This is a genomic window from Marinobacter sp. 1_MG-2023, assembly GCF_030549045.1.
In the GTDB taxonomy this organism is placed as follows: Bacteria; Pseudomonadota; Gammaproteobacteria; order Pseudomonadales; family Oleiphilaceae; genus Marinobacter.
The window spans coordinates 880,448-902,224 of record NZ_JAUOST010000001.1; the positions used below are offsets into that span (position 1 = coordinate 880,448).

23 protein-coding genes are annotated in these 21,777 nt (G+C 53.1%); 16 read left to right on the forward strand and 7 right to left on the reverse strand.

What is annotated here, in order from left to right; genetic code table 11:
* The first annotated feature begins 39 nt into the window (after window positions 1-39).
* The 3 genes from Q4606_RS04050 to Q4606_RS04060 all read left to right on the forward strand — a co-directional run bounded on the left by Q4606_RS04050 (window position 40) and on the right by Q4606_RS04060 (window position 2,010).
* Entirely contained in the window at window positions 40-888 is an 849-nt protein-coding gene (locus Q4606_RS04050; protein ID WP_303606744.1) for a bifunctional allantoicase/(S)-ureidoglycine aminohydrolase, read from the forward strand.
* Window positions 889-1,008: 120 nt separating this feature from the next.
* Complete coding sequence (locus Q4606_RS04055; RefSeq protein ID WP_303596464.1) at window positions 1,009-1,578, forward strand: DJ-1/PfpI family protein; 570 nt, start codon at window positions 1,009-1,011, stop codon at window positions 1,576-1,578.
* A 51-nt stretch (window positions 1,579-1,629) separates the two neighbouring features.
* Entirely contained in the window at window positions 1,630-2,010 is a 381-nt protein-coding gene (locus tag Q4606_RS04060) for a ribbon-helix-helix domain-containing protein (RefSeq protein WP_303596463.1), read from the forward strand.
* Window positions 2,011-2,075: 65 nt separating this feature from the next.
* Here the strand turns inward: Q4606_RS04060 and Q4606_RS04065 are convergent, their stop codons facing one another.
* Window positions 2,076-2,624 carry a hypothetical protein gene (locus Q4606_RS04065; RefSeq protein ID WP_303606745.1) on the reverse strand — a complete coding sequence of 183 codons (549 nt, stop codon included), beginning with the start codon at window positions 2,622-2,624 and terminating at the stop codon, window positions 2,076-2,078.
* Between the two features lie 197 nt (window positions 2,625-2,821).
* On the opposite strand from Q4606_RS04065, the gene Q4606_RS04070 reads away from it, so the two are divergent.
* From Q4606_RS04070 to thpR, 3 genes are all read left to right on the forward strand, one after another.
* Window positions 2,822-3,247, forward strand: a complete 426-nt coding sequence (locus Q4606_RS04070) for a hypothetical protein (protein WP_303606746.1) — start codon at window positions 2,822-2,824, stop codon at window positions 3,245-3,247.
* Window positions 3,248-3,293: 46 nt separating this feature from the next.
* Window positions 3,294-3,854 carry a hypothetical protein gene (locus Q4606_RS04075; protein ID WP_303606747.1) on the forward strand — a complete coding sequence of 187 codons (561 nt, stop codon included), beginning with the start codon at window positions 3,294-3,296 and terminating at the stop codon, window positions 3,852-3,854.
* Between the two features lie 146 nt (window positions 3,855-4,000).
* Window positions 4,001-4,561 (forward strand): RNA 2',3'-cyclic phosphodiesterase, encoded by a 561-nt coding sequence (gene thpR / locus Q4606_RS04080; RefSeq protein ID WP_303606748.1) that lies wholly within the window; start codon window positions 4,001-4,003, stop codon window positions 4,559-4,561.
* 291 nt (window positions 4,562-4,852) lie between these two features.
* Here thpR and Q4606_RS04085 read toward each other — a convergent pair whose 3' ends face one another.
* The 3 genes from Q4606_RS04085 to Q4606_RS04095 all read right to left on the reverse strand — a co-directional run bounded on the left by Q4606_RS04085 (window position 4,853) and on the right by Q4606_RS04095 (window position 6,850).
* Window positions 4,853-5,521, reverse strand: coding sequence for an ADP-ribosylglycohydrolase family protein (locus Q4606_RS04085; RefSeq protein WP_303607009.1), 669 nt, complete (start codon window positions 5,519-5,521; stop codon window positions 4,853-4,855).
* Between the two features lie 79 nt (window positions 5,522-5,600).
* Window positions 5,601-5,936 carry a co-chaperone YbbN gene (locus tag Q4606_RS04090; protein WP_303606749.1) on the reverse strand — a complete coding sequence of 112 codons (336 nt, stop codon included), beginning with the start codon at window positions 5,934-5,936 and terminating at the stop codon, window positions 5,601-5,603.
* Window positions 5,937-6,046: 110 nt separating this feature from the next.
* Entirely contained in the window at window positions 6,047-6,850 is an 804-nt protein-coding gene (locus Q4606_RS04095; protein ID WP_303606750.1) for a DUF3750 domain-containing protein, read from the reverse strand.
* Between the two features lie 139 nt (window positions 6,851-6,989).
* On the opposite strand from Q4606_RS04095, the gene Q4606_RS04100 reads away from it, so the two are divergent.
* Both Q4606_RS04100 and Q4606_RS04105 read left to right on the forward strand, forming a co-directional pair.
* Window positions 6,990-7,784, forward strand: coding sequence for an ABC transporter substrate-binding protein (locus Q4606_RS04100; protein ID WP_303606751.1), 795 nt, complete (start codon window positions 6,990-6,992; stop codon window positions 7,782-7,784).
* 370 nt (window positions 7,785-8,154) lie between these two features.
* A complete protein-coding gene (locus Q4606_RS04105; RefSeq protein ID WP_303596455.1) occupies window positions 8,155-9,417 on the forward strand; it encodes a dicarboxylate/amino acid:cation symporter in 1,263 nt (420 codons plus the stop codon).
* A 76-nt stretch (window positions 9,418-9,493) separates the two neighbouring features.
* Here the strand turns inward: Q4606_RS04105 and Q4606_RS04110 are convergent, their stop codons facing one another.
* Window positions 9,494-9,796 carry a hypothetical protein gene (locus tag Q4606_RS04110; protein ID WP_303606752.1) on the reverse strand — a complete coding sequence of 101 codons (303 nt, stop codon included), beginning with the start codon at window positions 9,794-9,796 and terminating at the stop codon, window positions 9,494-9,496.
* A gap of 210 nt (window positions 9,797-10,006) precedes the next feature.
* Here Q4606_RS04110 and Q4606_RS04115 point away from each other — a divergent pair, with 210 nt between their 5' ends.
* The 3 genes from Q4606_RS04115 to Q4606_RS04125 all read left to right on the forward strand — a co-directional run bounded on the left by Q4606_RS04115 (window position 10,007) and on the right by Q4606_RS04125 (window position 13,423).
* Window positions 10,007-10,618 (forward strand): 2'-5' RNA ligase family protein, encoded by a 612-nt coding sequence (locus Q4606_RS04115; protein WP_303606753.1) that lies wholly within the window; start codon window positions 10,007-10,009, stop codon window positions 10,616-10,618.
* Window positions 10,619-10,713: 95 nt separating this feature from the next.
* Window positions 10,714-12,870 (forward strand): EAL domain-containing protein, encoded by a 2,157-nt coding sequence (locus Q4606_RS04120; protein WP_303606754.1) that lies wholly within the window; start codon window positions 10,714-10,716, stop codon window positions 12,868-12,870.
* 73 nt (window positions 12,871-12,943) lie between these two features.
* Window positions 12,944-13,423 carry a peptidylprolyl isomerase gene (locus Q4606_RS04125; protein ID WP_368502307.1) on the forward strand — a complete coding sequence of 160 codons (480 nt, stop codon included), beginning with the start codon at window positions 12,944-12,946 and terminating at the stop codon, window positions 13,421-13,423.
* A 26-nt stretch (window positions 13,424-13,449) separates the two neighbouring features.
* Here the strand turns inward: Q4606_RS04125 and Q4606_RS04130 are convergent, their stop codons facing one another.
* The gene (locus tag Q4606_RS04130; RefSeq protein ID WP_303596450.1) at window positions 13,450-14,379 is read right to left on the reverse strand and encodes a sensor domain-containing diguanylate cyclase; all 930 of its coding nucleotides are present in this window, start codon (window positions 14,377-14,379) and stop codon (window positions 13,450-13,452) included.
* A 252-nt stretch (window positions 14,380-14,631) separates the two neighbouring features.
* On the opposite strand from Q4606_RS04130, the gene Q4606_RS04135 reads away from it, so the two are divergent.
* From Q4606_RS04135 to Q4606_RS04150, 4 genes are all read left to right on the forward strand, one after another.
* On the forward strand, window positions 14,632-15,129 hold the full coding sequence (locus Q4606_RS04135) for a PaaI family thioesterase (protein ID WP_303606756.1): 498 nt from the start codon (window positions 14,632-14,634) through the stop codon (window positions 15,127-15,129).
* Window positions 15,130-15,148: 19 nt separating this feature from the next.
* Window positions 15,149-16,927 (forward strand): DEAD/DEAH box helicase, encoded by a 1,779-nt coding sequence (locus Q4606_RS04140; RefSeq protein WP_303606757.1) that lies wholly within the window; start codon window positions 15,149-15,151, stop codon window positions 16,925-16,927.
* Between the two features lie 57 nt (window positions 16,928-16,984).
* Window positions 16,985-17,935: an adenosine deaminase gene (locus tag Q4606_RS04145; protein WP_303596447.1), complete on the forward strand. Its 951-nt coding sequence runs from the start codon at window positions 16,985-16,987 to the stop codon at window positions 17,933-17,935.
* 251 nt (window positions 17,936-18,186) lie between these two features.
* The gene (locus Q4606_RS04150) at window positions 18,187-20,187 is read left to right on the forward strand and encodes a methyl-accepting chemotaxis protein (RefSeq protein ID WP_303596446.1); all 2,001 of its coding nucleotides are present in this window, start codon (window positions 18,187-18,189) and stop codon (window positions 20,185-20,187) included.
* A gap of 201 nt (window positions 20,188-20,388) precedes the next feature.
* Here Q4606_RS04150 and Q4606_RS04155 read toward each other — a convergent pair whose 3' ends face one another.
* A complete protein-coding gene (locus Q4606_RS04155; protein WP_303596445.1) occupies window positions 20,389-20,976 on the reverse strand; it encodes a CoA pyrophosphatase in 588 nt (195 codons plus the stop codon).
* A 181-nt stretch (window positions 20,977-21,157) separates the two neighbouring features.
* Between Q4606_RS04155 and Q4606_RS04160 the strand changes: the two genes are divergently transcribed.
* Window positions 21,158-21,763 (forward strand): M15 family metallopeptidase, encoded by a 606-nt coding sequence (locus Q4606_RS04160; RefSeq protein WP_303596444.1) that lies wholly within the window; start codon window positions 21,158-21,160, stop codon window positions 21,761-21,763.
* Window positions 21,764-21,777 lie beyond the last annotated feature (14 nt).

The window sequence follows — 21,777 nt, forward strand, 5'->3', positions numbered from 1 at the left end:
GAACCCCATCCAGCTTAAGTTTTTCTTGAAGGGGCCATCATGGACCAGAGTTCGAATACACCGAAAACCTATTACGCGCCCACGGGCGGGCACCCGCCTCAAACGCAACTGCTGACAGACCGAGCGGTGTTCACCGAGGCCTATGCAGTGATTCCCAAGGGTGTGATGCGAGACATAGTCACCAGCCATCTGCCATTCTGGACAGGTACGCGTTTGTGGGTGCTGTCGCGGCCACTGACCGGTTTTTCTGAAACTTTCTCCCAGTACATTATGGAAGTGCAGCCGGGTGGTGGTAGCGACAAACCGGAAACCGATCCGGGCGCTGAGGGTGTGTTGTTTATCGTTGAGGGTGAGCTGACACTCACTCTGAGCGGCGAAGAGCACAACATGCAGCCGGGTGGCTACGCATTCATTCCGCCGGGCAGCGACTGGACACTGCACAACAACTCGGGCGAGACGGTGCGCTTTCACTGGATTCGTAAGGCCTACGAGAAGGTAGAAGGCGTTGATGTTCCTGAAGCGTTCGTAACCAATGAAATGCTGATTGACCCACTGGTCATGCCCGATACTAATGGCTGCTGGAGCACTACGCGGTTTGTGGATATGCAGGATATGCGGCACGACATGCATGTGAATATCGTCAACTTTATGCCCGGTGGCGTGATTCCCTTTGCTGAAACCCATGTGATGGAGCATGGACTGTATGTGCTCGAAGGCAAGGCCATGTATCTGCTCAACAAAGATTGGGTGGAAGTAGAGGCTGGCGATTACATGTGGCTGCGAGCCTTTTGCCCGCAGGCTTGCTACGCCGGCGGGCCGGGCCCGTTTCGCTATTTGCTTTACAAGGATGTGAACCGGCACATGAAGCTGCCAACCTACGGTCGCTAAGTGGAGGAGCAAGCCCATATCTTTGGCTGAGAAGGCCTGTAGTAGTCCCTTAATACCCGCTCCACTATCCCCCCTGCTACTGTTTTCGGACTTGGCAAAAACAAGATTAAGGAGATAGCCATGAGCGGGAAAAAGATTTTGATGATTACCGGTGATTTCACCGAAGATTACGAAACCATGGTGCCGTTCCAGGCACTGCAAGCCGTCGGCCACACGGTTCATGCCGTTTGCCCGGACAAAAAAGCGGGCGATACCGTTGCTACGGCCATCCATGACTTCGAGGGCGACCAGACTTATACAGAAAAGCCTGGCCATCGATTTGCTCTGAATGGGGATTTCGACGGGCTGAACCCGGCGAACTACGACGCACTGGTGGTGCCCGGCGGTCGCGCACCCGAGTACCTGCGCCTGAACAAGGATGTGCTGAATCTGGTGCGCCATTTCTTCGAAACCAACAAACCGGTGGCGGCGATCTGCCACGGTGCCCAGTTGCTGGCCGCAGCGGGGGTTCTGGAGGGCCGAAAATGCTCAGCCTATCCGGCCTGCCAACCGGAAGTAGAGCTGGCCGGCGGCACCTTTGCCGGTATCGAGGTTGATCAGGCTGTAACTGATGCTAATCTGGTAACAGCGCCTGCATGGCCCGCTCATCCGGCCTGGTTGGCGCAGTTCTTCAAATTACTGGATCAATAACGCGGCAGGGGCCGATATGATCGGCCCCTCAACGCTTCCAGCGAGGTCGCCATGTGCAAGCTTTTTATTAACGCCGATCCGGAGCTTTGGATCAGTCGGACTCATTCTCTGCGTATTGATGGCATGGTGACCAGTGTGCGGATGGAAAACGCTTTCTGGCAGGTGCTGGCAGAGCTGGCTGAACGGGACGGCATGAACCTGCCACAGATGATTACCCGGCTTTACCACGAATCCATTGATGCCGGCCACGACCTCGGCAACTTCACTTCCTTCCTGCGGGTTTGTGCACTCCGCTATCTTGAGCTGCAGCTAAGCGGCGACGTCCCGAGGGATACGCGAATACCGATTGCCTCACTGGATGCCGACCGCATTCTCGCCGGCAAACCCGGTGAGCCGGCAGTACCCGAAGTGGTAACGAAAGTAAGACACTGAAGTGAAGCATCAAGTCACGAAACCGCGAAACCGGGACAGATCTGTCCCGGTTGAGATCAATAAACCTAGTTCAGTCGATAGAATGGACGATTATAGTTGAGACTGGTTGGCCGCAGGTCTGGTGAACTGCCTGATTCTATTCCTGTATAGAGAACATTGTTGTTGATGTAAACAACATCGTATTCGTAGATTTCGAAGTCGGCACCATTGAACTGGGTAACGTGTATGTTGAGTTCCGTAGCGGTGACGCCATCACCTAGCAATATATTTTCACCCAGTGAGAAGTCACCTGATGCGACAGGGTTCGGAGCGTCCTGAAACGGGGTCGTGCAACCGCTATCGATATAGTTCTCGATACTTGTGGTGTACCTGCCTCCGGTGAAGGATACCGTTACGATATCGTAGTGCGATTCGCCATCAACGTTTCCGCATTGCTTCTTCCAGGAGCCCTCAAGTGCTGTGATCTGGTCTCCTGGCGTTACGGTCCCGTTGTCTTCGCCTTCCCCAGGCGACCCCGTCTCTTCGTTGACTGACTCCAGGTTGCTTCCATTGCCACCACCTCCGCAGCCAACCATTAATGCTGAAACGAGGGTGCACACTAAAATCCTTTTCATACTTGCATTTCCTAATAATATTATATTTTGGGTTTCTGTTATATCATTATTGCATAAGGCGCAGGGCCGCGACAGGCCTGGCGCGTTCCTCTTCTGGAGTCAGCGCAGATGCTGGCTATAATGGTTTTCTTTTAAGAGTTACAACCAAAGTGATGCCTATTCAAAAGAATCCAGCGGTCTTGTTTCAGTGCACTCTTGTGAATACGTTCAAAGTGTTGACGCTTCTATTGCTGTCGTTAATCGCCGGCTGCACGAATATCGCCAAAGACGTCTCCCGAACCATCCACCCGATGCCGACTTCTACTCTGAGCACAAGTTCGTTGTTATCCGTCGGCAGTGAGTTTTTCGCCGGGGAGGGCTATCAGTGCGTTATCCGCGATGACCACAGCGCGCTTCGTTGCACCAAAGAACTTCGCGATCTCTATATTCATCAGACCCAAGCCGAGGTGCAGATTTATCCCGGCGACGGTAACGTGTACCCGCATACTCTGGTTACGTCGCGATGGGATGAAGGGCTGATTCCGGGCGAGTTGATTTCCAGTGAGTTTACCAATCCTGATGTGAAGGCGTTTTGTGAGTATCTGACGGCACAATCGATGGGAAGCTGCCGGGCAATCTTCTAGAAAAAGGGCCCTGGCGCGCATGTAATATATTTTCACGAAGGAAAAAATGGCAACTTACTTCATTTTTACCAGGAAGCAACGTTCTTCAGCATTGTTGCTTGTTTTCAATGCTGGGCTGACATTCCTTCTATACGTGGCAGCACACAAATACCTCCCTGGTTTAACGAGTGATAAAAGTGCGCTAACGCAGCTCTTTGACGTTCTTGATATCGCCATTTGGGTTGTTGAGGCTATTTTGCTTGGTTTGGCACTGTGGTTCTGGCTTGAAAATAAGCAAATCAGGGTTTGTGTCACGCCAACCATGCTGTCCTATTTTGACCCTACCTTCGGTGATGTGAGCTGGCAGGTCAAAGTTTCTGACATTACGGAATTAAAGCAAGTAAGTGATGCAACGCAAGAGTTTATTTCAAACTTGATAGTGCTCAAAAACGGGGAGAAGAAGCAACTGATGTACGGGAATTATCGTGGGTTTGATCGACGCGCTTTTTTCGACGCGCTCGTATTAGCCAACCCGAACATCATTGTTCCTGAAAGTACATATAGCTACAAAATACAAAGGCCATCATGGGCCAAGCGCATTCGGAAAAAATTTGGGCTAGATGAGTAATCTTTGACGAATACAAGAGCGCCCGTTGAGAGGTAATCCCTCCTTTTCTCGCAATAAATATAGGCTGTTACCCGCTTCGTAAATTCATCTCAGGCAAGCTTTTCAAGCTAAGGCTGGATTGCCTGACATACTGGATGCTCCAAATTATGCCTAGACTCTTCTTCGGATTGGAGATACCCGTTCAGATCAAAGCCCGCCTGTCGAAGGTCAGGGCAGAGGTGTCCGCTGCCAAATGGCAAAGTGTTGAGCAGATGCACATCACCTTGTTGTTCCTTGGCGACGTTGATGAAGGTCGTCTATCAGCGGTGTGCGAGGCTGCCCGCCGCAACCCCCAGGCTCCTTTTGAACTCAGTGTCGCGGGGTTAGGTTGTTTCGGCCAGCCTTGCGCTCCCCGAAATCTCTGGGCGGCAATCCAGCCGGAGGCTCCCGTTGTCAGCCTCCATTGTGCGATTAAAGAGCAAATGGAACGCCTTGGATTAATAACGGAAAGCCGGGCATTTCTCCCCCATATCACCCTTTCCCGATTCAAACGTCAGCCTGGTTCGGTTGAAGGCTTGCTGGCCGAGTATGGCGAGACGGCTTTCGGGTCGTTTCAGGTGGATCAGTTTGTGCTTTTTGAAAGCGAGCAGAGTGCTGATGGTTCTGTATACACAGTGGTTGATCGCTTTCCTTTAAGCCCCATTGGCGAGGAGTTACAAAGCTCCTGAGGCACCGAATCAAAGACTGATTTATGTTTCACGTCAGATTGCTTCAAGGGGGGGGAAGTGAATTGAATCAGAAAGGATTTCTCACTGCATAGAACGACGCCAAAGGGTTTGGTTTCAGTGCGCCTGAGGGCGGGGTTGCTTTGGCCGGCAGTCATCTTGCTCTTGATCGTCTATTCGTGGGAATTGTGGCAATTGTTCAGGTCTCAGATCATCGTTCAGGACTGGAATAATCGGATTTATCGGGACTTGTTATCTCGATTATTTGCACCTAAAGCCTAGTTCCGCCGACGACTATCCGGCTGCAGCCGCAGCACTGATCAGCGCAGCAATCTCCCGGCCAATCGCCTCATGATCCTTTAACTGATCAAACCAGCGGGCGGCCACGTCATCACTGATTAGCCCCAATATCGCTCCAAGCACCATGCCCCGATGAACGTTATCGCCGCCCAGGTTGGTGTTTACCCGCAGCGCTAACCAGGGATCACTGCGGTATTTGTAAGCCAGGTACAAAACAATCGGCCAGGAGTCTGAGATGTAGCACGCGGGTGAGTAAATCCGGCCCACCACCTGGTTGTCCGGCAGGTTTCGTTTCACCAATGCCGCAACATCCAGGCCTTTTGCACCTTTACCGGCTTCCGACAGCAGCGCCTTGACGCCTTCTTCGTCTGACCCTTCCATAAGGCCGCAAAGAAGGCTTACATAGCGATCACAGACCTGCATCAAGCTTTCATCCGGGTGCGTCAGTGCCAGGTGTTCCCGGCAAAGAGACTGTATGTCGGGCACTTCCGTACCTCGGAGCCGCTCTGAGAACACCAGTGGGGCAATTGTTACCAGACCACCGACTGACGCCGTGTCGTGGGTGTTCATGGCGCATTGTTCGGGCGGCCGGCCTTTTGCAAGATTGGCGAAGAATCCACGATGGTAGGATTCAGCATAAGTGTCTGGATGCTCCGGGGGGATCTGCGGTCATAAAACCGATGTAGGCTGGCATCCAGGTAGATACGATCGCAGGCTGGTTGTGGTTCTGGTGGTGAACCATTCAGCCATCATTGAGGTGGTGATAGGGCCTTTCCAGCGCGGTACGAACCTCTCCGATGGAAAAAACTCTGGCAAACTCCGCGAAACGCTGGCCGTTAAACCATAGCTGTACGACCGGAAGAGAAAAAATGCCGCGAGCTGCGCACAATTGTCCGCCGCTTTCCTGGCAATCAATGTAGGCTGTTACCAGCATCGGGAATTCCCCACTGGCAAGCTTTTCAAGCTGAGGCTTGATTGCCTGGCATACGCCGCAGTGGGGGCCTCCGAATAGGATCAGGACGGCCGGGTGTGTTTGCAGTAATTCTGACAATGCCTCTTCTGAACAAACAGTTATCACAAGGTTGCTCCCGCTTTCTGGGCGCGACCAATCATGCCCAGACTGTTCTCAAGCTTGGAAATTCTCACTCAGTTTAAAGCCCGCCTATCGCAGGCGTGCGGGAGTGACCGCTAATTTGCATCTGAAACCTGTTCGATAGCCGGTGCTGTTTGCCAAGTGGAGCGATCCATCCAGGGGTCGCGCAAGCCAAGGTGCCCGATGCCTGGCAATTTGACGGCCAAAGAGAGAGGGTCAACACCGATATTGAGGCCGAGGATATTCAGCTCAACACCTTCCCGCATGCTCGCCATAATGCCGAAATACCCATTCAGGGAGAACTGGTAGCCCGAACCGGAGGGTGCTTTCGCAAACACTCCTTCATCGAGATAGTCTTTCCCGATGGCAATATTGGGCAGCGCGACGTCCAGTTCGGGTACCTGCCGGATTACCCAGGCTACAAAGGTGTTGCTGTTGGGCCCGGGCCAGGCTGTGTATTCATTCGCGAAGGGGTAGTCGTCGATCGCTTTCTGGATATTGATGATGGCGGCCTCTGCTTTCTCACCACGGAGATCTGCCAGTAACATCGGCGGGTTGCCATACCAGGCGGTGTCCGGCTCACCGGGGCGGGACCGCACCGGCTTATAACCCCAGCCAGTGACATCGTGAACCTCGTAGGTGGATGCCCCGCGCGCCTTGGTCGCAATCCAGGTATGGACCGCAAAATTGCCGCGCCAATTATAAGCTCGGGCACCATAAACCTGCACAATGGCTTCCTCGGTCTCGCCGGGTAGCGGCGCAATGCCCGCGCTGGAGCGATCGGCGTCACGCCAACTCTGGCCAGACTGGCTACTACAGGCCGCAATCAATGCGGGGCCTGCCAGCAGAACCAACAAAAATATGGTGGTTCTGATGAGCCATTGAAGGGGTTTAATCATTCAGGAGGTACCTCGAACTGCATGCATTGGTTGGTGGTCAAAACCCAACCAGTATACGTATCATCTAATCTCAAGTATCAATGTGACGTCGGCGAAAACCTGTTACTTTAAATCAGTTCATTTTGAAAAGGTGCGCTTCTTGTTTCAACTTCATTCAAGTACCGATAGCCGTTTATTTCACCTCTTGGTGCTGCTTTTTTTGTTGTTAATGGCCGCAAGCTCGAAGGCAACAGAAAGCCTTGATATCAGGGTGGGCAACTTCTATCCCAACTATTACAAAAACTCAGAGAAACAATGGGAAGGCCTTGACGTCGAGATGGCTGTCGCTCTGGTGGAGCGCGCGGGATTCACCCCGAATGTCGTTGAAATTCCGTGGTCACGCGCTTTGATCATGGCCAGGCAGGGGCAGGTAGACGTGCTGGTAAATGTAAACATCACCGAAGAACGCTCCGAATACCTGCATTGGATTGGTCCAGAGCGATACACCCAGATGAGCCTGGTTGTGACGAGGGAGAATGCTGCGCTGCCGATCAGCTCTCTTGACGATCTGGTTGCGCAGTGTCAATCACTTGGCCTGAAATTTGGTATTCAGCCAGATGTCGCTTACGGCGATGAGTTTGCTGAAAGGCTGAGAAGCGACGATGTATTCAAGGCCTGCGCTGAAGAGTTGGTCGGCCCCCAGAACGACGACAAGGTATTGCTGGGCCGGCTGCTTGGCTACTTCGATGAACCGTTGGACATCCTGGCTGAAAGAAGGCGCAACCCGGATTACGGTCTGGTGGTTCACCCTTTTACTGTGATTAAAGAACCCGTGTTCTTTGGGGTCAGCAAGGCGTCGGTAACGGCTGATGAATTAAAGCGCTTGCTAGTGGCCTATCAGTCATTGGTCGCAGATGGTTCTCTGGAAGCCATTGACAGAAAATGGGCCTTTTAACCAGAAAGCTGTGCCGGCATTTTGTAGAGTTTCCGGTTCCACTCGATAACTACAGGCGGTACCTGTTTTGAACGTTGATTTGTCGATGTGGCGGTGGACGTGAGCGAGGCATTCCTCACCTGCTGAGACGGATCCTTCATATTCATATAGCCTTCATGTATAGCCTTTTTTTGCACCAGCTCTCCCGAGCTCCCGTAGCACAAGGCTTTCGGCTGACTAACCCGATGTTATCAGCAACCTTATCCAAAGCTTTTGTGAGTAACGTACGTGGGAATACCGGTTTACCCATAGGCCGCTGCTGACCAGAATCCCCCTCCTTAGATATTTGAACGCTTGCTCATTAACGGGCCTGGGTGTAACGGGAGCCTCCATGAAATCTGTGCTTGATGTGTATCTGAAGACTTCTTTGGTGCTGCGTATTGGTATTGCGCTGGTTCTTGGTTTGGTTGTCGGCCTTGTAGGCGGACCGGTGGTGGCTGAATGGCTGAACCCTTTTGGTGAGCTGCTGCTCAAGTTATTGAAGTTTCTGATCGTGCCGATTGTTCTGTTTACCCTGATGGTGGGCATCAATCAGGCCGATCTTTCCAGCATGGGGCGTGTGGGCCGGAAACTGCTGGGTTTCTATGTGCTGACCTCGGCTCTGGCTATTGCGGTAGGGTTGGGTGTGGCTTCCTTATTTGAACCCGGCAGCGGGCTGGAGTTAACGTCTTCGGCCAGTGTTGAAGTGCCGGAGAATCCTGGCTTTGTTCAAGTGCTTCTGAACATTGTTCCCGCCAATATTGTGGAGGCATTTGCCCAACCGAACCTTCTGGGAATTATTTTTACCGCGATTGTGTTTGGCATTGCCTTGCTGAAACTGCGGGAATCAGACACCCACGGTGAAGCAGGAGCCAAGGTGTATGACGTGGTCTCTGGCCTGAACGATGTCACGATGAAGGTGATGGCAGGAGTTCTGCAGTATGTTCCGATTGGTGTGTTCGCGATTGTGGCCACTACCGCAGGTGAGCAGGGCATGGCCACGATACTGGCCTTGGGGGACATGGTCATGGTGTTGTATATCGCTCTGGCGGTACAGCTGGCGGTGTACGCGGTTCTTATGCGTCTCAATGGTGTTGGCCTGGCGGACTTTATTCGTGAGGCCCGTGCTCCGGTTGCCACGGCCTTTGCTACCCAGAGCAGCTCCGGAACCCTGCCTCTGACGCTGAACGCAGCCCGTCGAATGGGTATTCCTCAGCGTATCTTTGGTTTCAGCTTGCCACTGGGCGCCACCATCAATATGGATGGGGCTGGTATCCGCATTGCCATTTCCGCAGTCTTTGCCGCCAATGTGGTAGGGGTGCCCCTGGACTTTGTCACCATGCTGGAAATTGTGCTGATCGGTACCCTCGCCTCTATAGGTACTGCTGGGGTGCCGGGCGCGGGTATTGTCATGATTGCTACCGTGTTTGCGCAGGTGGGACTGCCCATCGAAACTGTTGCTCTATTGGTCTCTATTGATGCCCTTGTGGGTATGGGGGCCACGGCTATGAACGTAACCGGAGACCTGGCGTGTACCTCAGTGATAGCCCGTTCCGAACAGAAGCATGGTTCTGTGGTGGAAAGCTCGGCGGTGCCGGATAAACAGCTGGCCTAGCGTGCTCTCCTGAGACACCGGCAGGCCTTTATTGGTTCAGTCCGAAAAAGGCCTGATTCTGATGACGAACTAGTGGTTACTGCTCGTCCATATCTTCTTTTTTATGTTTGCCCGAATGGTCGCCCTTTTTCGGACCAGCTTTGCCTTTTTTGTCTTTTTTGTCAGTTCTGCCCGTGGTGTCAGCTGCATTGTATTTGGACTTGGTGGACCCTTGATGTAGCTCAGAGTTCTGGTTTTGGGGTTCAGCATGGTGGCCCATGTCCTGTTCTCCCAAATCCTGATTCGCGTCACTGCCTTCTTCGGCAAGCAATGCCGCTGAACCCAGGGCTATGCCCGGTGTGATCAAAGCATAAAACGCGAGTGCATGGAGCTTTTTCATAAAATCCTCCTTTGAATACGATGTTTCATGCGGATAAAACATTTCGCCTGAGAGACTGATCGCTGTCTCTCACAATGGCGCTATGTCGCTAATGAGACTGAACCGCCATAAAATACAGTGTGCCGGATAACCTTTTCATTTAAGACCAGGATGTTGTGCTTATCAACTTCGGGAAACCGGGGTAGCGTGCCACGTTGAGCGATCCATACTATGTTTTCCGACTTTTTAGCCCTTGAAGCTACTTGCCCAGCCGAGCTGCGGGATTTCCGTGAGTGGCATAAAGGAGCCCCTCATTTCGGGTTCTGGGCAATCGAAGTAACAAACCCGGCCTGCCTGAATAAAGTAGAGGCGTGTCAGAAGCATTTGTCCGACAAACTGCACGCAGGCTATGCACGACAGCCCCACATTACCTTGGCGTTGGCAGGCCTGCTTTCGGAGAAGCAAGTCCATCAGAATTTGGTATTGAGGCAAGTTGATCAGCTAGAGAAACGTTCGTTCAGAGCATTTCCCTTACAGTTATCCGGCTGCAACAGCTTTGCTATCTGCCCTTACATTCAAGTTCACGACCCTTTGGGTAATCTGGCATCCATACGCGAGTGCCTGGGTAGTGCTGCTAACGTTGACAACCAACGTGTTTACACCCCGCACGTCACTCTGGGATTCTATAATGAAGCTTACAGGCCGGCCGACATAGTGGGATCGATTTCTGAGCTCAGCTCACACGATATCGATTTTACGGTTCACGAAATCGTGTTTGCTCAATACGAAACCAGAGACGTGCAAGGCCCCTATCAGGTCCTGCATCGCGTCAAATTGTGCTGAACAGCTCCGTTTGCCACTGGAAAAGAGTTACAAAAATCCTGAGGCATCGAATCAAAGATTGATTTATGTTCAATGTTAGTTTCAAGATTCTAGACATGGGCAGTAGATTAATGGGCGATTCACCTCAATCACAACTGGATGCTGAGCGAGAAAAAAACAGGTTGCTGTCTGACATCGTTAACGCCATACCAGAGCCTATCCTGGCTAAAAACTGGGAAGGCAACTTTGTTTTTGCAAACAGCTACGTGGCAAAGCTATACGGCACCACCCCAGAGGAAATGATTGGTAAAGAAGACTCCTTTTTTACTGGCAATAAGGAGCAGGGCAGGTTTTTTAAAGAAAACGTTCAGAGCGTGATGCGGCGCTTCGAGCCCGAAACGGTTTATGAGGACTCTACTGATAGCAATACAGGCGAGGTTCGCCATTACCAGTCGCTGAAAATCCCATTCAAGAACAGTAACGGTGAGCCGAACGTTGCTGTTATTGCTCGAGACATTACTGAAATAACCGAATTAAAGAATCTGGCCGAGTTTAACTCCAAGCGGTTGGAGCTGGTTTTGTCTGTTTCCCGAGAAGGAATGTGGGACTGGAACACAGAGACCAATGTGGTGCTTTTCAGTAAAGGTTGGGAAAGAATTACCGGAATTAACCGTTCGAGAGGTTCGTTCTCGTATTTCATGTCTCGCATTGTTGAGGACGACAAACAGCGTGTTGCCGATGCTCTTGAGGCGTTATTGGAAAAGAATACCCCATATGAAATTGAGTTCAGGTTTAATCGCCCCGATGGAGAAGTCATATGGCTTTGGGATCGTGGAAGTATTGTTGAGTACGATGAGGAAGGTAAGCCGTTGCTGCTGGCAGGGATTGTTCAGGATGTTACGCAGCAAAAAATTAACCAATCCGAAATAGAGTCATTGGCTTTTTATGATTCTCTAACCAGTCTGCCAAATCGCGCACTATTGAACGACAGGTTAGGTCTTGCTCTCGATCGTTGTAAGCGTTCCGGGAAGTGCGGTGCAGTATTATTTTTAGATCTGGATAACTTCAAGTACCTGAATGATACCTATGGGCATCAAGCGGGTGATGATTTGCTGATGGTTCTGGGGGGGCGGCTTAACTCACTGGTTCGTGGGGATGATACGGTTGCCAGGTTCGGCGGTGATGAGTTTGTCATTGTTCTTAATGAGTTGGATGTTGACCCTCGGAATGCGGCTGCTCAAGCCAAGCTGATTGCTAAGGATATTCGCTCAGAGATTGGCAAAAACATAAGTATAACGCTGAACGAAAACCGCCCTCCGATTAACTACGCTATTACAGCAAGTATTGGGATCACTATTTTTGAACCTGGTTTGAAAGAGGCCTCTGAATTGCTGCAGTTAGCGGATTTGGCACTGTATCAGGCCAAGAGTAAAGGCAAGGATGATTCCGCAGTATTTGATCCGGTCATACAGGAAGAAATTGACAAGACTGCGCGGTTAGAGAAAGAGTTGTGGGCCTCGTTGGCTCAGGGCGATTTCGTTTTGCACTATCAACCTCAATATGATGAAAATCTCAACCTTGTCTCTGCCGAGGCTCTGATCCGTTGGGCTCACCCTGAGCGGGGTCTGCTGAGCCCGAGTGATTTTATGGCTGTTGTCGAAGGGACGAATTTAATTTCACCGATCGGTGACTGGGTACTGGCTGAAGCTTGCAGGCAGCTAAAAGAGTGGCAATCTGATTCGCGATATCAACATTTACGCATGTCGATCAACATTAGTGCGAAGCAGGTTTGGTCTGGGGATTTTGTGACGAATGTGAAAAGGATTGTTTCTGAGTCGGGTATTGACCGCTCTATGTTGAAGCTGGAAATCACTGAAACCGTTTTGCTGGGCGACACCAAGGAAATAATTGAAAAGCTGAATGAGTTGGTAGATTTCGGGTTATCGTTTTCGCTGGATGATTTCGGTACGGGCTATTCATCGCTGAATTATCTGAAGCATCTACCCATCAACGAACTGAAGGTTGACCACTCTTTTACGCGCGACTTGCTTGATGATGAAATGGATTTGGTTATGGTTAAATCTATCATCGCAATGGGCAAGAATTTCGGTATCAGTGTTGTGGCGGAAGGTGTGGAAAAAGGGCCTCACCTGGAAGTTCTCAAAGGGCTTGGCTGTGACCTTTATCAAGGGAACTATTTCAGTCGCCCTGTTCCCGTTTCAGAGTTTACAGGGCTTGTTGACGGCAAGGTGCAGGCTCATCAGGAGGCCTAGCTTACCAGTGAGTGCTGGAGTCAGTGGCGCTGCTGGTTATAATGGCGCACCCAGAACCATTGCAGAGAACTCTATGCCAATCGAAAAGAATCAGGTTGTCTTGTTCCACTACAGTGTTAGTGATGAGCAAGGCAATACCGTTGAAAATTCCCGCGGTGGTGAGCCGAACGCATACCTGCATGGCCACGGTGGCATTATCCGGGGCCTGGAAGAAGCTTTGGAAGGTCGTGAGGCCGGCGATACATTTAGTGTAACCGTCACTCCGGATAAAGCCTATGGTGCACGTAAGGCTGACGCGGTGCAGCGTGTGCCAGTCAAACATTTGATGGGCGCCAAACGCTGGAAGCGGGGCATGATTGCCCAGGTGCAAACAGAGCAGGGCCCACGCCATGTGGTCGTCGCCAAGGTCGGCCTCAAGTTTGCTGATGTTGATACCAACCACCCAATGGCGGGCAAAACCCTGACTTTCGATGTCGAAATCATTGAAGTACGCGCTGCCGAGCCAGAAGAGATCGCGCACGGCCACGCTCATGGGCCTGGCGGGCATCATTGAGGTGAGAAGCCGGGGCTTTAGGCCCCTTATATCGGCGGTATTGAGTCCTGCGAAGCTATACAGTTACGCCCGGCGGCTTTGCCAATATAGAGAGCTTTGTCGGCCCTTCTGACTAGCGAGTCGTACGATTGGTCTGAGGGTAGAAACGAGGCCACGCTCATAGTGACAGTGGCATGAAAAACTGTGTTTTCGAGCCTGAAGTCCGTTGCCTCAATTTGTTTGCGAATACGCTCTGCGAGTGTCGCTGCACTTTCTATCCGGGTGTTCGGCATGATGATGGCAAACTCCTCTCCACCGATACGGCAGGCCACGTCTAACGGGCGGAGCTCTTCCTTGATCATCTTTGCGGTATCAATAAGTACAATGTCACCGGCGGCGTGGCCGTATTGATCATTGATGTTCTTGAAGTGGTCGAAATCGAACATGATGACAGAGGAAGGCAAACCCGACCGGGTGAAGCCGGAGTGCAGTGCGCTCAGCTGATTGTTGAAATGTTTTCGATTGAAAAAACCTGTCATTTCGTCCGTCAGGGATTCACGAATCAAGCGCTCTTCCAGCTCTCTTTGGTAGGACACATCTCTGACAAGTGCCATGGCAACAACGCACCCGTCCAACATGATCGTGTTAATCGTAATATCGACGGGAATCTCCGTGCCATCAGCATGAACGCCGCAAAATCTTTTATTCAAACCCATGGAGCGGGGAGTGGGGTTCTGAAAATAGTCACCGACCCTGTGTCTGTGCATATCCCGGTGAAGCTTGGGGATAAGCATCGACAGATCTGAACCTTTCAGGGTATCTACAGGATGTCCAAACATTTCCCCGGCGCGAGAGTTTACCAAAGCGATTCTGTGGTCATTGTTAACGATAACAACGGCATCAGGTAAAGCATCAATAAAGGGAAGCAGACTGCTGGACGTCGTTATGAGCTGATCGGGGCTTTTCACGGCGGGCATGGTCAGGGGGACCCGAAAATTAAACAGTGAACGAATGTTCATCACTATAGGTGGTCGTGAACAAAATGACTAACCTGATGGAAAATAAATTTGTCATGCGATTGAGCCGGGTGCGATGGTCGGATGGTCAGGGTAAAGGAATGATAGGGCTTTAGCCTTTTACTGCTGCTACTGGTTTTTCGGTATTATGCTGATCCCGTTGCGGCTTTCTTGCCGCTTTTTGTATGTGGTTTTGTGAAGGAAAGTTTGATTATGACCAACGTTTCTGCCGCTTTGCAGGATATGGCCGCTCCGGATGGAGTTTGCTACGGGTGCGGAAGTGCCCACCCAGAGGGCCTGCAGCTGAAAAGCTATTGGCACGAGGATGGCGTTCACGTGGTGTGTTCTCATACACCTGACCCGAAGTTTCTCGGTTGGCCCGAGCTGGTTTACGGCGGCTTGCTGGCCATGCTTGTGGACTGTCACTCCAACTGGACAGCCATGGCCTACCACTATCGTGCCGAGGGTCGTGAGCCGGGCAGCCTGCCGCGCGTGGATTGCGTTACAGGCAAGCTTAACCTCACCTTTATCAAGCCGACGCCAATGGGCGTGGAACTGACCCTCAAAGCCAGGGTAGAGGGCGAAGTAGGTCGCAAGAGCCGTGTGATCTGCGAAGTCTGGGCCGGTGATGTGCTCACGGTGACCGCTGATTCGATCTTCGTTCGGGTAGACACCGGGGAGCTCAGTTCACAGGCCCACGGTCGCGCATAGAGAATTGGGGCAACTCAAAGTGAATGCTCCTTTCAAGTTGCGGCCCTATCAGCAGGAAGCGGTTGATGCCACGTTGCAGCACTTTCGCAAATCTGACGATTCTGCAGTTATTGTGCTGCCGACCGGTGCGGGTAAAAGTCTGGTTATTGCCGAGTTGGCCCGTCTCGCCAGGCGCAAAATTCTGGTACTGACCCATGTGAAGGAGTTGGTAGAGCAGAATCATGCCAAATACGAGAGCTATGGGCTAAGCGGTGGCATCTTCTCCGCTGGCCTGAAGCGCAAGGAAAACCGGCATCAGGTGACCTTCGCCAGTGTGCAGTCGGTATCGGCAAATCTGGACCGGTTCTCGGATGAATACTCGTTGGTCATCATTGATGAGTGCCATCGGGTCAGCGGTGAGGATACCAGCCAGTATCAGAGGATCATCGATCTTCTGCGACAACAGAATCACTCCCTCAAGGTGCTTGGGCTTACCGCAACCCCCTATCGCCTGGCCATGGGTTGGATCTATCGCTATCACTACCGTGGCTTTGTTCGCGGCTCTGGCGATGAGCAGGCCAAACCTTTTCAGCATTGCATTTACGAACTGCCGTTGAGCTACATGATCAATCGGGGCTATCTTACCAAGCCTGAGTTGGTGAACGCAGCGGTGGCGCAATACGATTTCTCCGCAGTTGCCCAGGACCGCTTTGGCGAATACGCCGAGAAGGACGTCAATCAGCTGCTGAGTAAACACAAGCGTGTAACTCGGGCCATTATCGAGCAGGTGATGGAGCTCGCCGCAGAGCGCCGGGCCGTGATGATCTTTGCGGCAACGGTGGACCATGCGCGCGAGATCACCGGCTATCTGCCGGATATGCAAACCGCCCTGGTGACCGGCGCTACCGATCTGAAGGATCGGGACCTGCTGATCCAGCGCTTCAAACAACGGCAGTTGAAGTATCTGGTGAACGTGTCCGTACTCACCACGGGCTTTGATGCGCCCCATGTCGACTTTATCGCCATCCTCCGGCCCACTCAGTCGGTCAGCCTGTATCAACAGATTGTCGGCCGCGGTCTTCGCCTGGATGAGGGGAAGCAGGATTGCCTGGTGATCGATTACGCGGGCAACCATGTGAACCTGCATCACCCGGAGGTGGGAGAGCCGAAACCGAATCCCGACAGTGAGCCGGTGCAGGTCTTCTGCCCGGGCTGTGGTTTCGCCAATATCTTCTGGGGCAAGACGGACGACAACGGGCGTGTGATCGAGCACTACGGCCGCCGCTGTCAGGGCCTGCTGGAACCCGCTGAAGAGGGTGAGCCGGAGGCGCGGAACCTACGCCCTGAGCAGTGCGATTACCGTTTCCGGTTCAAAGAGTGTCCCCATTGTGGCGGCGAGAATGATATTGCGGCCCGTAACTGTCATCAGTGCAAAAAAGCGATTATCGACCCGGATGATCAACTAAGAGACGCATTGAAACTCAAAGATGCGATGGTGATCCGTTGCGCCGGGATTACCCTTAGCGGAGAGGGCAGCAAGCTGAGGATCACTTACCACAGTGAAGATGGGGAAGAACTCAGGGAGTCTTTTGATTTCAGCAAGCTGGCTCAGCGCAACGTCTTCAACAAACTGTTTGGGCGGCGTCTGTCGGGTAGCCAGGCCCCGCATGCGTTCAGCAAAGTTGACGAGGTGCTTGAGATACAAGCCTTGTTAACCGCACCGGATTTTGTCATTGCCCGGAAACAGAAGCATTACTGGCAAGTACAGGAACGGATTTTTGATTATCAGGGTAGCTATCGCAAGGCGGATGAAGCGTAAAGCCTGCCTTGCTGTCTTGATATGTTTATTTACGATAGAACTGTCCCGGAGACTGCGATGAACGAAGCCTGGCTGAAAGCCTTGCCCAAAGCGGAGCTGCACCTTCATCTTGAAGGTGCGCTCGAGCCCGAACTGATGTTTGCGCTGGCCCGGCGTAATGGCATTGAATTGCCGTGGAATGATGTGGAGGCATTGCGACAGGCCTATGCCTTCAATAATCTGCAGGAATTTCTGGACCTGTATTACAAGGGCGCCGACGTGCTGCGCACTGAGCAGGATTTTTATGATCTCACCTGGGCTTACCTGCAGAAGTGCCAGGCTCAGGGCGTGGTGCACGTTGAACCCTTCTACGATCCCCAGACCCATACCGAGCGTGGCATTCCCTTTGAAGTGGCTCTCAACGGCATCCGTGCGGCCATGCGTGATGGCCGCGAGCAGCTGGGGATTTCCGGCGGACTGATTCTCAGCTTCCTGAGACATCTGTCTGAAGACGATGCTTTCCGGACGCTTGAACAGGCCATGCCGTTCCGTGACCAGTTTTTTGCGGTGGGCCTGGACAGCTCCGAACAAGACAATCCTCCCAGTAAGTTCGAGCGGGTGTTCGCCAAGGCGCGGTCCGAGGGCTTTCTGGCGGTTGCCCATGCCGGTGAGGAAGGCCCGCCCGAGTATATCTGGCAGGCTCTGGACCTGCTCAAGGTGAGCCGGATTGACCACGGAGTTCGTGCCGCAGAAGACCCGAGGCTGCTCGACAGGCTGGCGGAACAGCAGATCCCGCTTACGGTTTGTCCGCTGTCGAATACCAAGTTGTGCGTGTTCCCGGACATGGCTCATCACAACATTCTGGAACTGCTGGAGCGCGGCCTGAAGGTCACCGTGAACTCAGATGACCCGTCCTATTTCGGCGGTTATGTACTGGAGAACTTTATGGCGCTGCGCGATGGGCTGGGGATGACCGAAGACCAGGCCCGCCGGCTGGCCCAGAATAGTATGGATGCCAGGTTGGTGTGATGGCGGTCATTATCAGCCCGGGGACTCCGGGGCGATCACGAATAATCCTAAGCAGGTCTCCTGGATACTGGGTGAAGAGTCTCAACAGAAGTTAAGTCTTTTTGGGGCGTTTACAGGGTGTCTTGTCTTCTCCGGCACTGATCTGGTGCGGTTTGCGCTGTAAAAGCCTGTTGTTTATTACGTCTCTGATGGCACCGTTCTTGCCTTGAATCTTGTCCAATGAGTCAGATTTTATTCAGGGCTGGAGAATTATGCTGTTCTTGCTTCGAAACCTTTCAATGCGCGGCAAACTGTTGCTGCTTATTCTGCCCGCGCTCCTGGGCATCCTTTATTTTTCGATATCCACAGTCAGTGAACGCTACAGCAATCTGCAGCATACCCAATCCCTGCAGACTCTGTTCAATCTGGTGCTGGTGGCGGATCCACTGCTGGAAAATCTGCAAAGGGAGCGCGGGCTGGCGGAACTCTATCTGACGACCGGCGGCAGTGATAGCCGGGTTTTGGAACGCCTGGAGCTGCAACTAGAGGCCACAGATTCAAGCCTTACCAATGTGCAGTCGTTCATCGACACCATGTCCGTGGAAGACCGACAGATCGTGGCGGTTCGACTGAACACTGTAGATGACGCGCTGAGTGCGCTCGCGGGCCTGCGCGGAAACTTAATGGACGGCAGTGATCCGCTCCTTGAAACGGTTCGGGCGCGCTACACCGATAGCATCACGGGTTTGATTGACTTGCTTCCATTGATTCTGCAGCGTTCCGGTGAGCCGGATTTGACACGTCAGTTGAGCGCCTTTTTGGCGATGACCGAAGCCACAGAGTGGGGTGGCCGAGAAATGGAAGCGGGTGCCCGTGTGCTGAAGGAAAGCGCTACCACGCTGGGCCTGGCTTCAGAAATCAGCCGGGCGTCGGGACGCCAGGATGCGTTACTTACCCTGGCCGGTGACACTTTGGGTGCGGGCTTTGAAGATGCGTTCCAGGCGATGCGGGAATCCGCACCGGTTGCTGACTTCAAGTCATTGCGAGACCGGTTGATTGGCAGTCAATACGGTTATCTGGGCATGGCCAACATTGAATGGTTCGACAGTGCCAGCCAGGCCGTTGAAGCGATCAGTCAGGTCAAGAATACCCTTAGCATGGACATGGCCGCCGGAACGCAGGCAGTGCTTGATGACGCTACCGCTGACCTGAGAGAAGCGGCTATTGTAGGCGTGGTGGTCATACTGGCGGTGCTTCTGCTGGCGATGATGATCATTCGCGGGGTGAGCGGACAAGTTAACCTGTTGCTGGGGGATTTCCGCCAGATCATGGATGAGAGGAACCTGGGTATCCGTACCCGAGTCAGCTCGAAAGATGAAATGGGGATGATAGGTGCCGCCTTGAACAGTCTGATGGAGAGCTTCGCCAGTGCGCTGAAGCAAATCGATCAGACCAGTGTGCAACTGGCGTCGGCCTCTGAACAGACTCGAGCGACCGCTGGAGAAAATGCCGAGCAGGTGAGCCAGCAACAGCAACTGGTGGAACAGGTTGCCACGGCTGCTGAGGAAATGACCAATACCTCCGAGGACATTTCCCGCAATACCCAGGATGTGGCGGAAGCAGCAACCAGTGCTTCTGGCAAGAGCGAAAACGGGCGTAAGGTAGTACAGACCAGTGTGCGCCATATCCGCAGCCTGGCAGGCTCGATTGAACAGGTCAGTGGACAGGTCGCGCGTCTGCAGAAAAGCAGCGCGTCTATTACGCAGGTGACTGATGTGATTCGCAGTGTTGCCGATCAGACCAATCTGCTGGCTCTGAATGCCGCCATTGAAGCTGCCCGCGCCGGAGAGCATGGCCGTGGTTTTGCGGTGGTGGCGGAGGAGGTGCGCGCACTTGCGCGGCAGACGCACCAGTCTACGGTCGAAATCGAATCCATTATTGCCGGCCTGCAGACGATCACTGATGATGTCCACGGGGCGGTAACTGAAAGCCATGAGCTGGCTAACCGCAGTGCCGATGAGGCCGCGACTCTGGAGGGGACCCTTGCAGATGTTCTCCGGGATGTTGATCGCATCTCTGGCATGGCTACCCAGATTGCAGCAGCGGCGGAAGAGCAGGTGTCTGTCACCCGGGGTATTTCCCGCAATATGGCCACGGTACGCGACACGTCACTACAGACACTCTCAGGCTCCCAGGAGATTTCTCAGGTTACGGTCAGTCAGGCAGAGCTGGCCAATGAGCTCCAGGCTCTGGCTCAGGGGTTCCGGGTTTAGGGACGGGGTTCAGCTGGTGGCGCGGCATAATGGCGCTCATACAGCATTACCATGCTAAGCCACTTTACTTCGGCGAATGATATGAGCTGCCCGGTGATGCCATCGGCTACAACGGCACCTGGGTCTGTGGTGAGCCGACCCGCGCACCCGTATCCTAGGCCGAGGGCACCGCAATCTATGGAGACTAGTGCCTTGCAGGTGTCACGACTGCACCTTATCACTGAATATCTGCGCCAGAAGGTCCTGCAGCATGCTATAGCTCAACCCCCATATGCAGTGGTCTTGATATCGGCAACAGGGAAGTTTCAATGTGCCGAGACGGGTTCGCCAGAGTATCTTGCCCTGATTCTCTTTGGCTGCGAGGTAGTCGAGCGAGATCCATAGCAACTTCTCGACTTCGTGGTTCGGCGATACCGTTTGCGGCCCCCGCCACTCATATACATAAGGAGTGACCACCATCGGGCGCCAGCGGCTGTGTTGGCGAGTGAGCAGGTCAGACAGCCTGGCCTGAAAGTATCCATTCCTTGCCAGATCGACACCGGTTTCTTCCAGGGTTTCCCGTTCGGCTGTGGCCCGGGGGTTGGCGTCTTCCGGCTGCATGCGGCCTCCGGGAAACGCCATGTGCCCGGACCATGGGTCTCCTTCCTTACGGGCCCGCTGGATAAACAGCAACTCCACTCCGGCGTCTTCAGACTGGCGGTAGATTAAAGCCACGGATGCCCGGGCAAGATGTCGTCGGAAAGGCAGCTCACGGGGGCGTATGTTGAGCTTCCAGCGTTTGGGTGTCACAGAGCCTTGTCCTTTTTTGACAAATTGGCTGAGAAGATCGGGCTCGTATTCGTGGGCTCGTCATCCAGCGAGTGTAACAACCGGGCATGAAAAATGATCTATTCTGAAGCTGTAGAGCCCAGAGGAAGTGGTATTCGTGGTCGGGCATTGCTACCCCCACTGGTTACCCGGGAGGTTCAGGATGAGCGACAGATTGTTTGGCGAAGACGTGCTCTTTTTTCAGCGGCTTCTGAAATCAGAAGGTTTTTATCGCGGCGCGCTGGACGGCTTATGGGGGCGCCTCTCCGAAGCGGCTTCAATTGCCTTTGATAGTGAATACGAAAAGCTGAAGCGCGAGTATGGAACCTTTGACCGGCGTACAGAGCAGAATATCGCCTCCCTCTCTATCCGGGCTCAGCGGGAGGCCCGCAAGTTCATGATTCGGGCACTGAGCCGGGGTGTGAATGTGAAAATTATTTCCGGAACCCGAACGTATTACGAGCAGAACCAACTGTTTCGCCAGGGGCGCTACGGTAATCCAGGCCCGGTCATAACGCGAGCAAGGGGAGGGCAGAGCAATCATAACTTTGGCATTGCCTGGGATATTGGCATTTTCAGGGAGGACGGCTCTTACTCAATGAGCGAAAGTGATTACGACGCAGTTGCTGAATACGCCGTCGGGCCTCTGGTGTGGGGTGGTAGTTGGCGCTCGTTCAAGGATTCGCCGCACTACCAACTGGCAACGGCCTACACCCAGATCGCCTGGGTGCGGACTCGCTTTGAACAGGGTGAGGTGTACGTAGCCTGACCCTTTGACCGCCG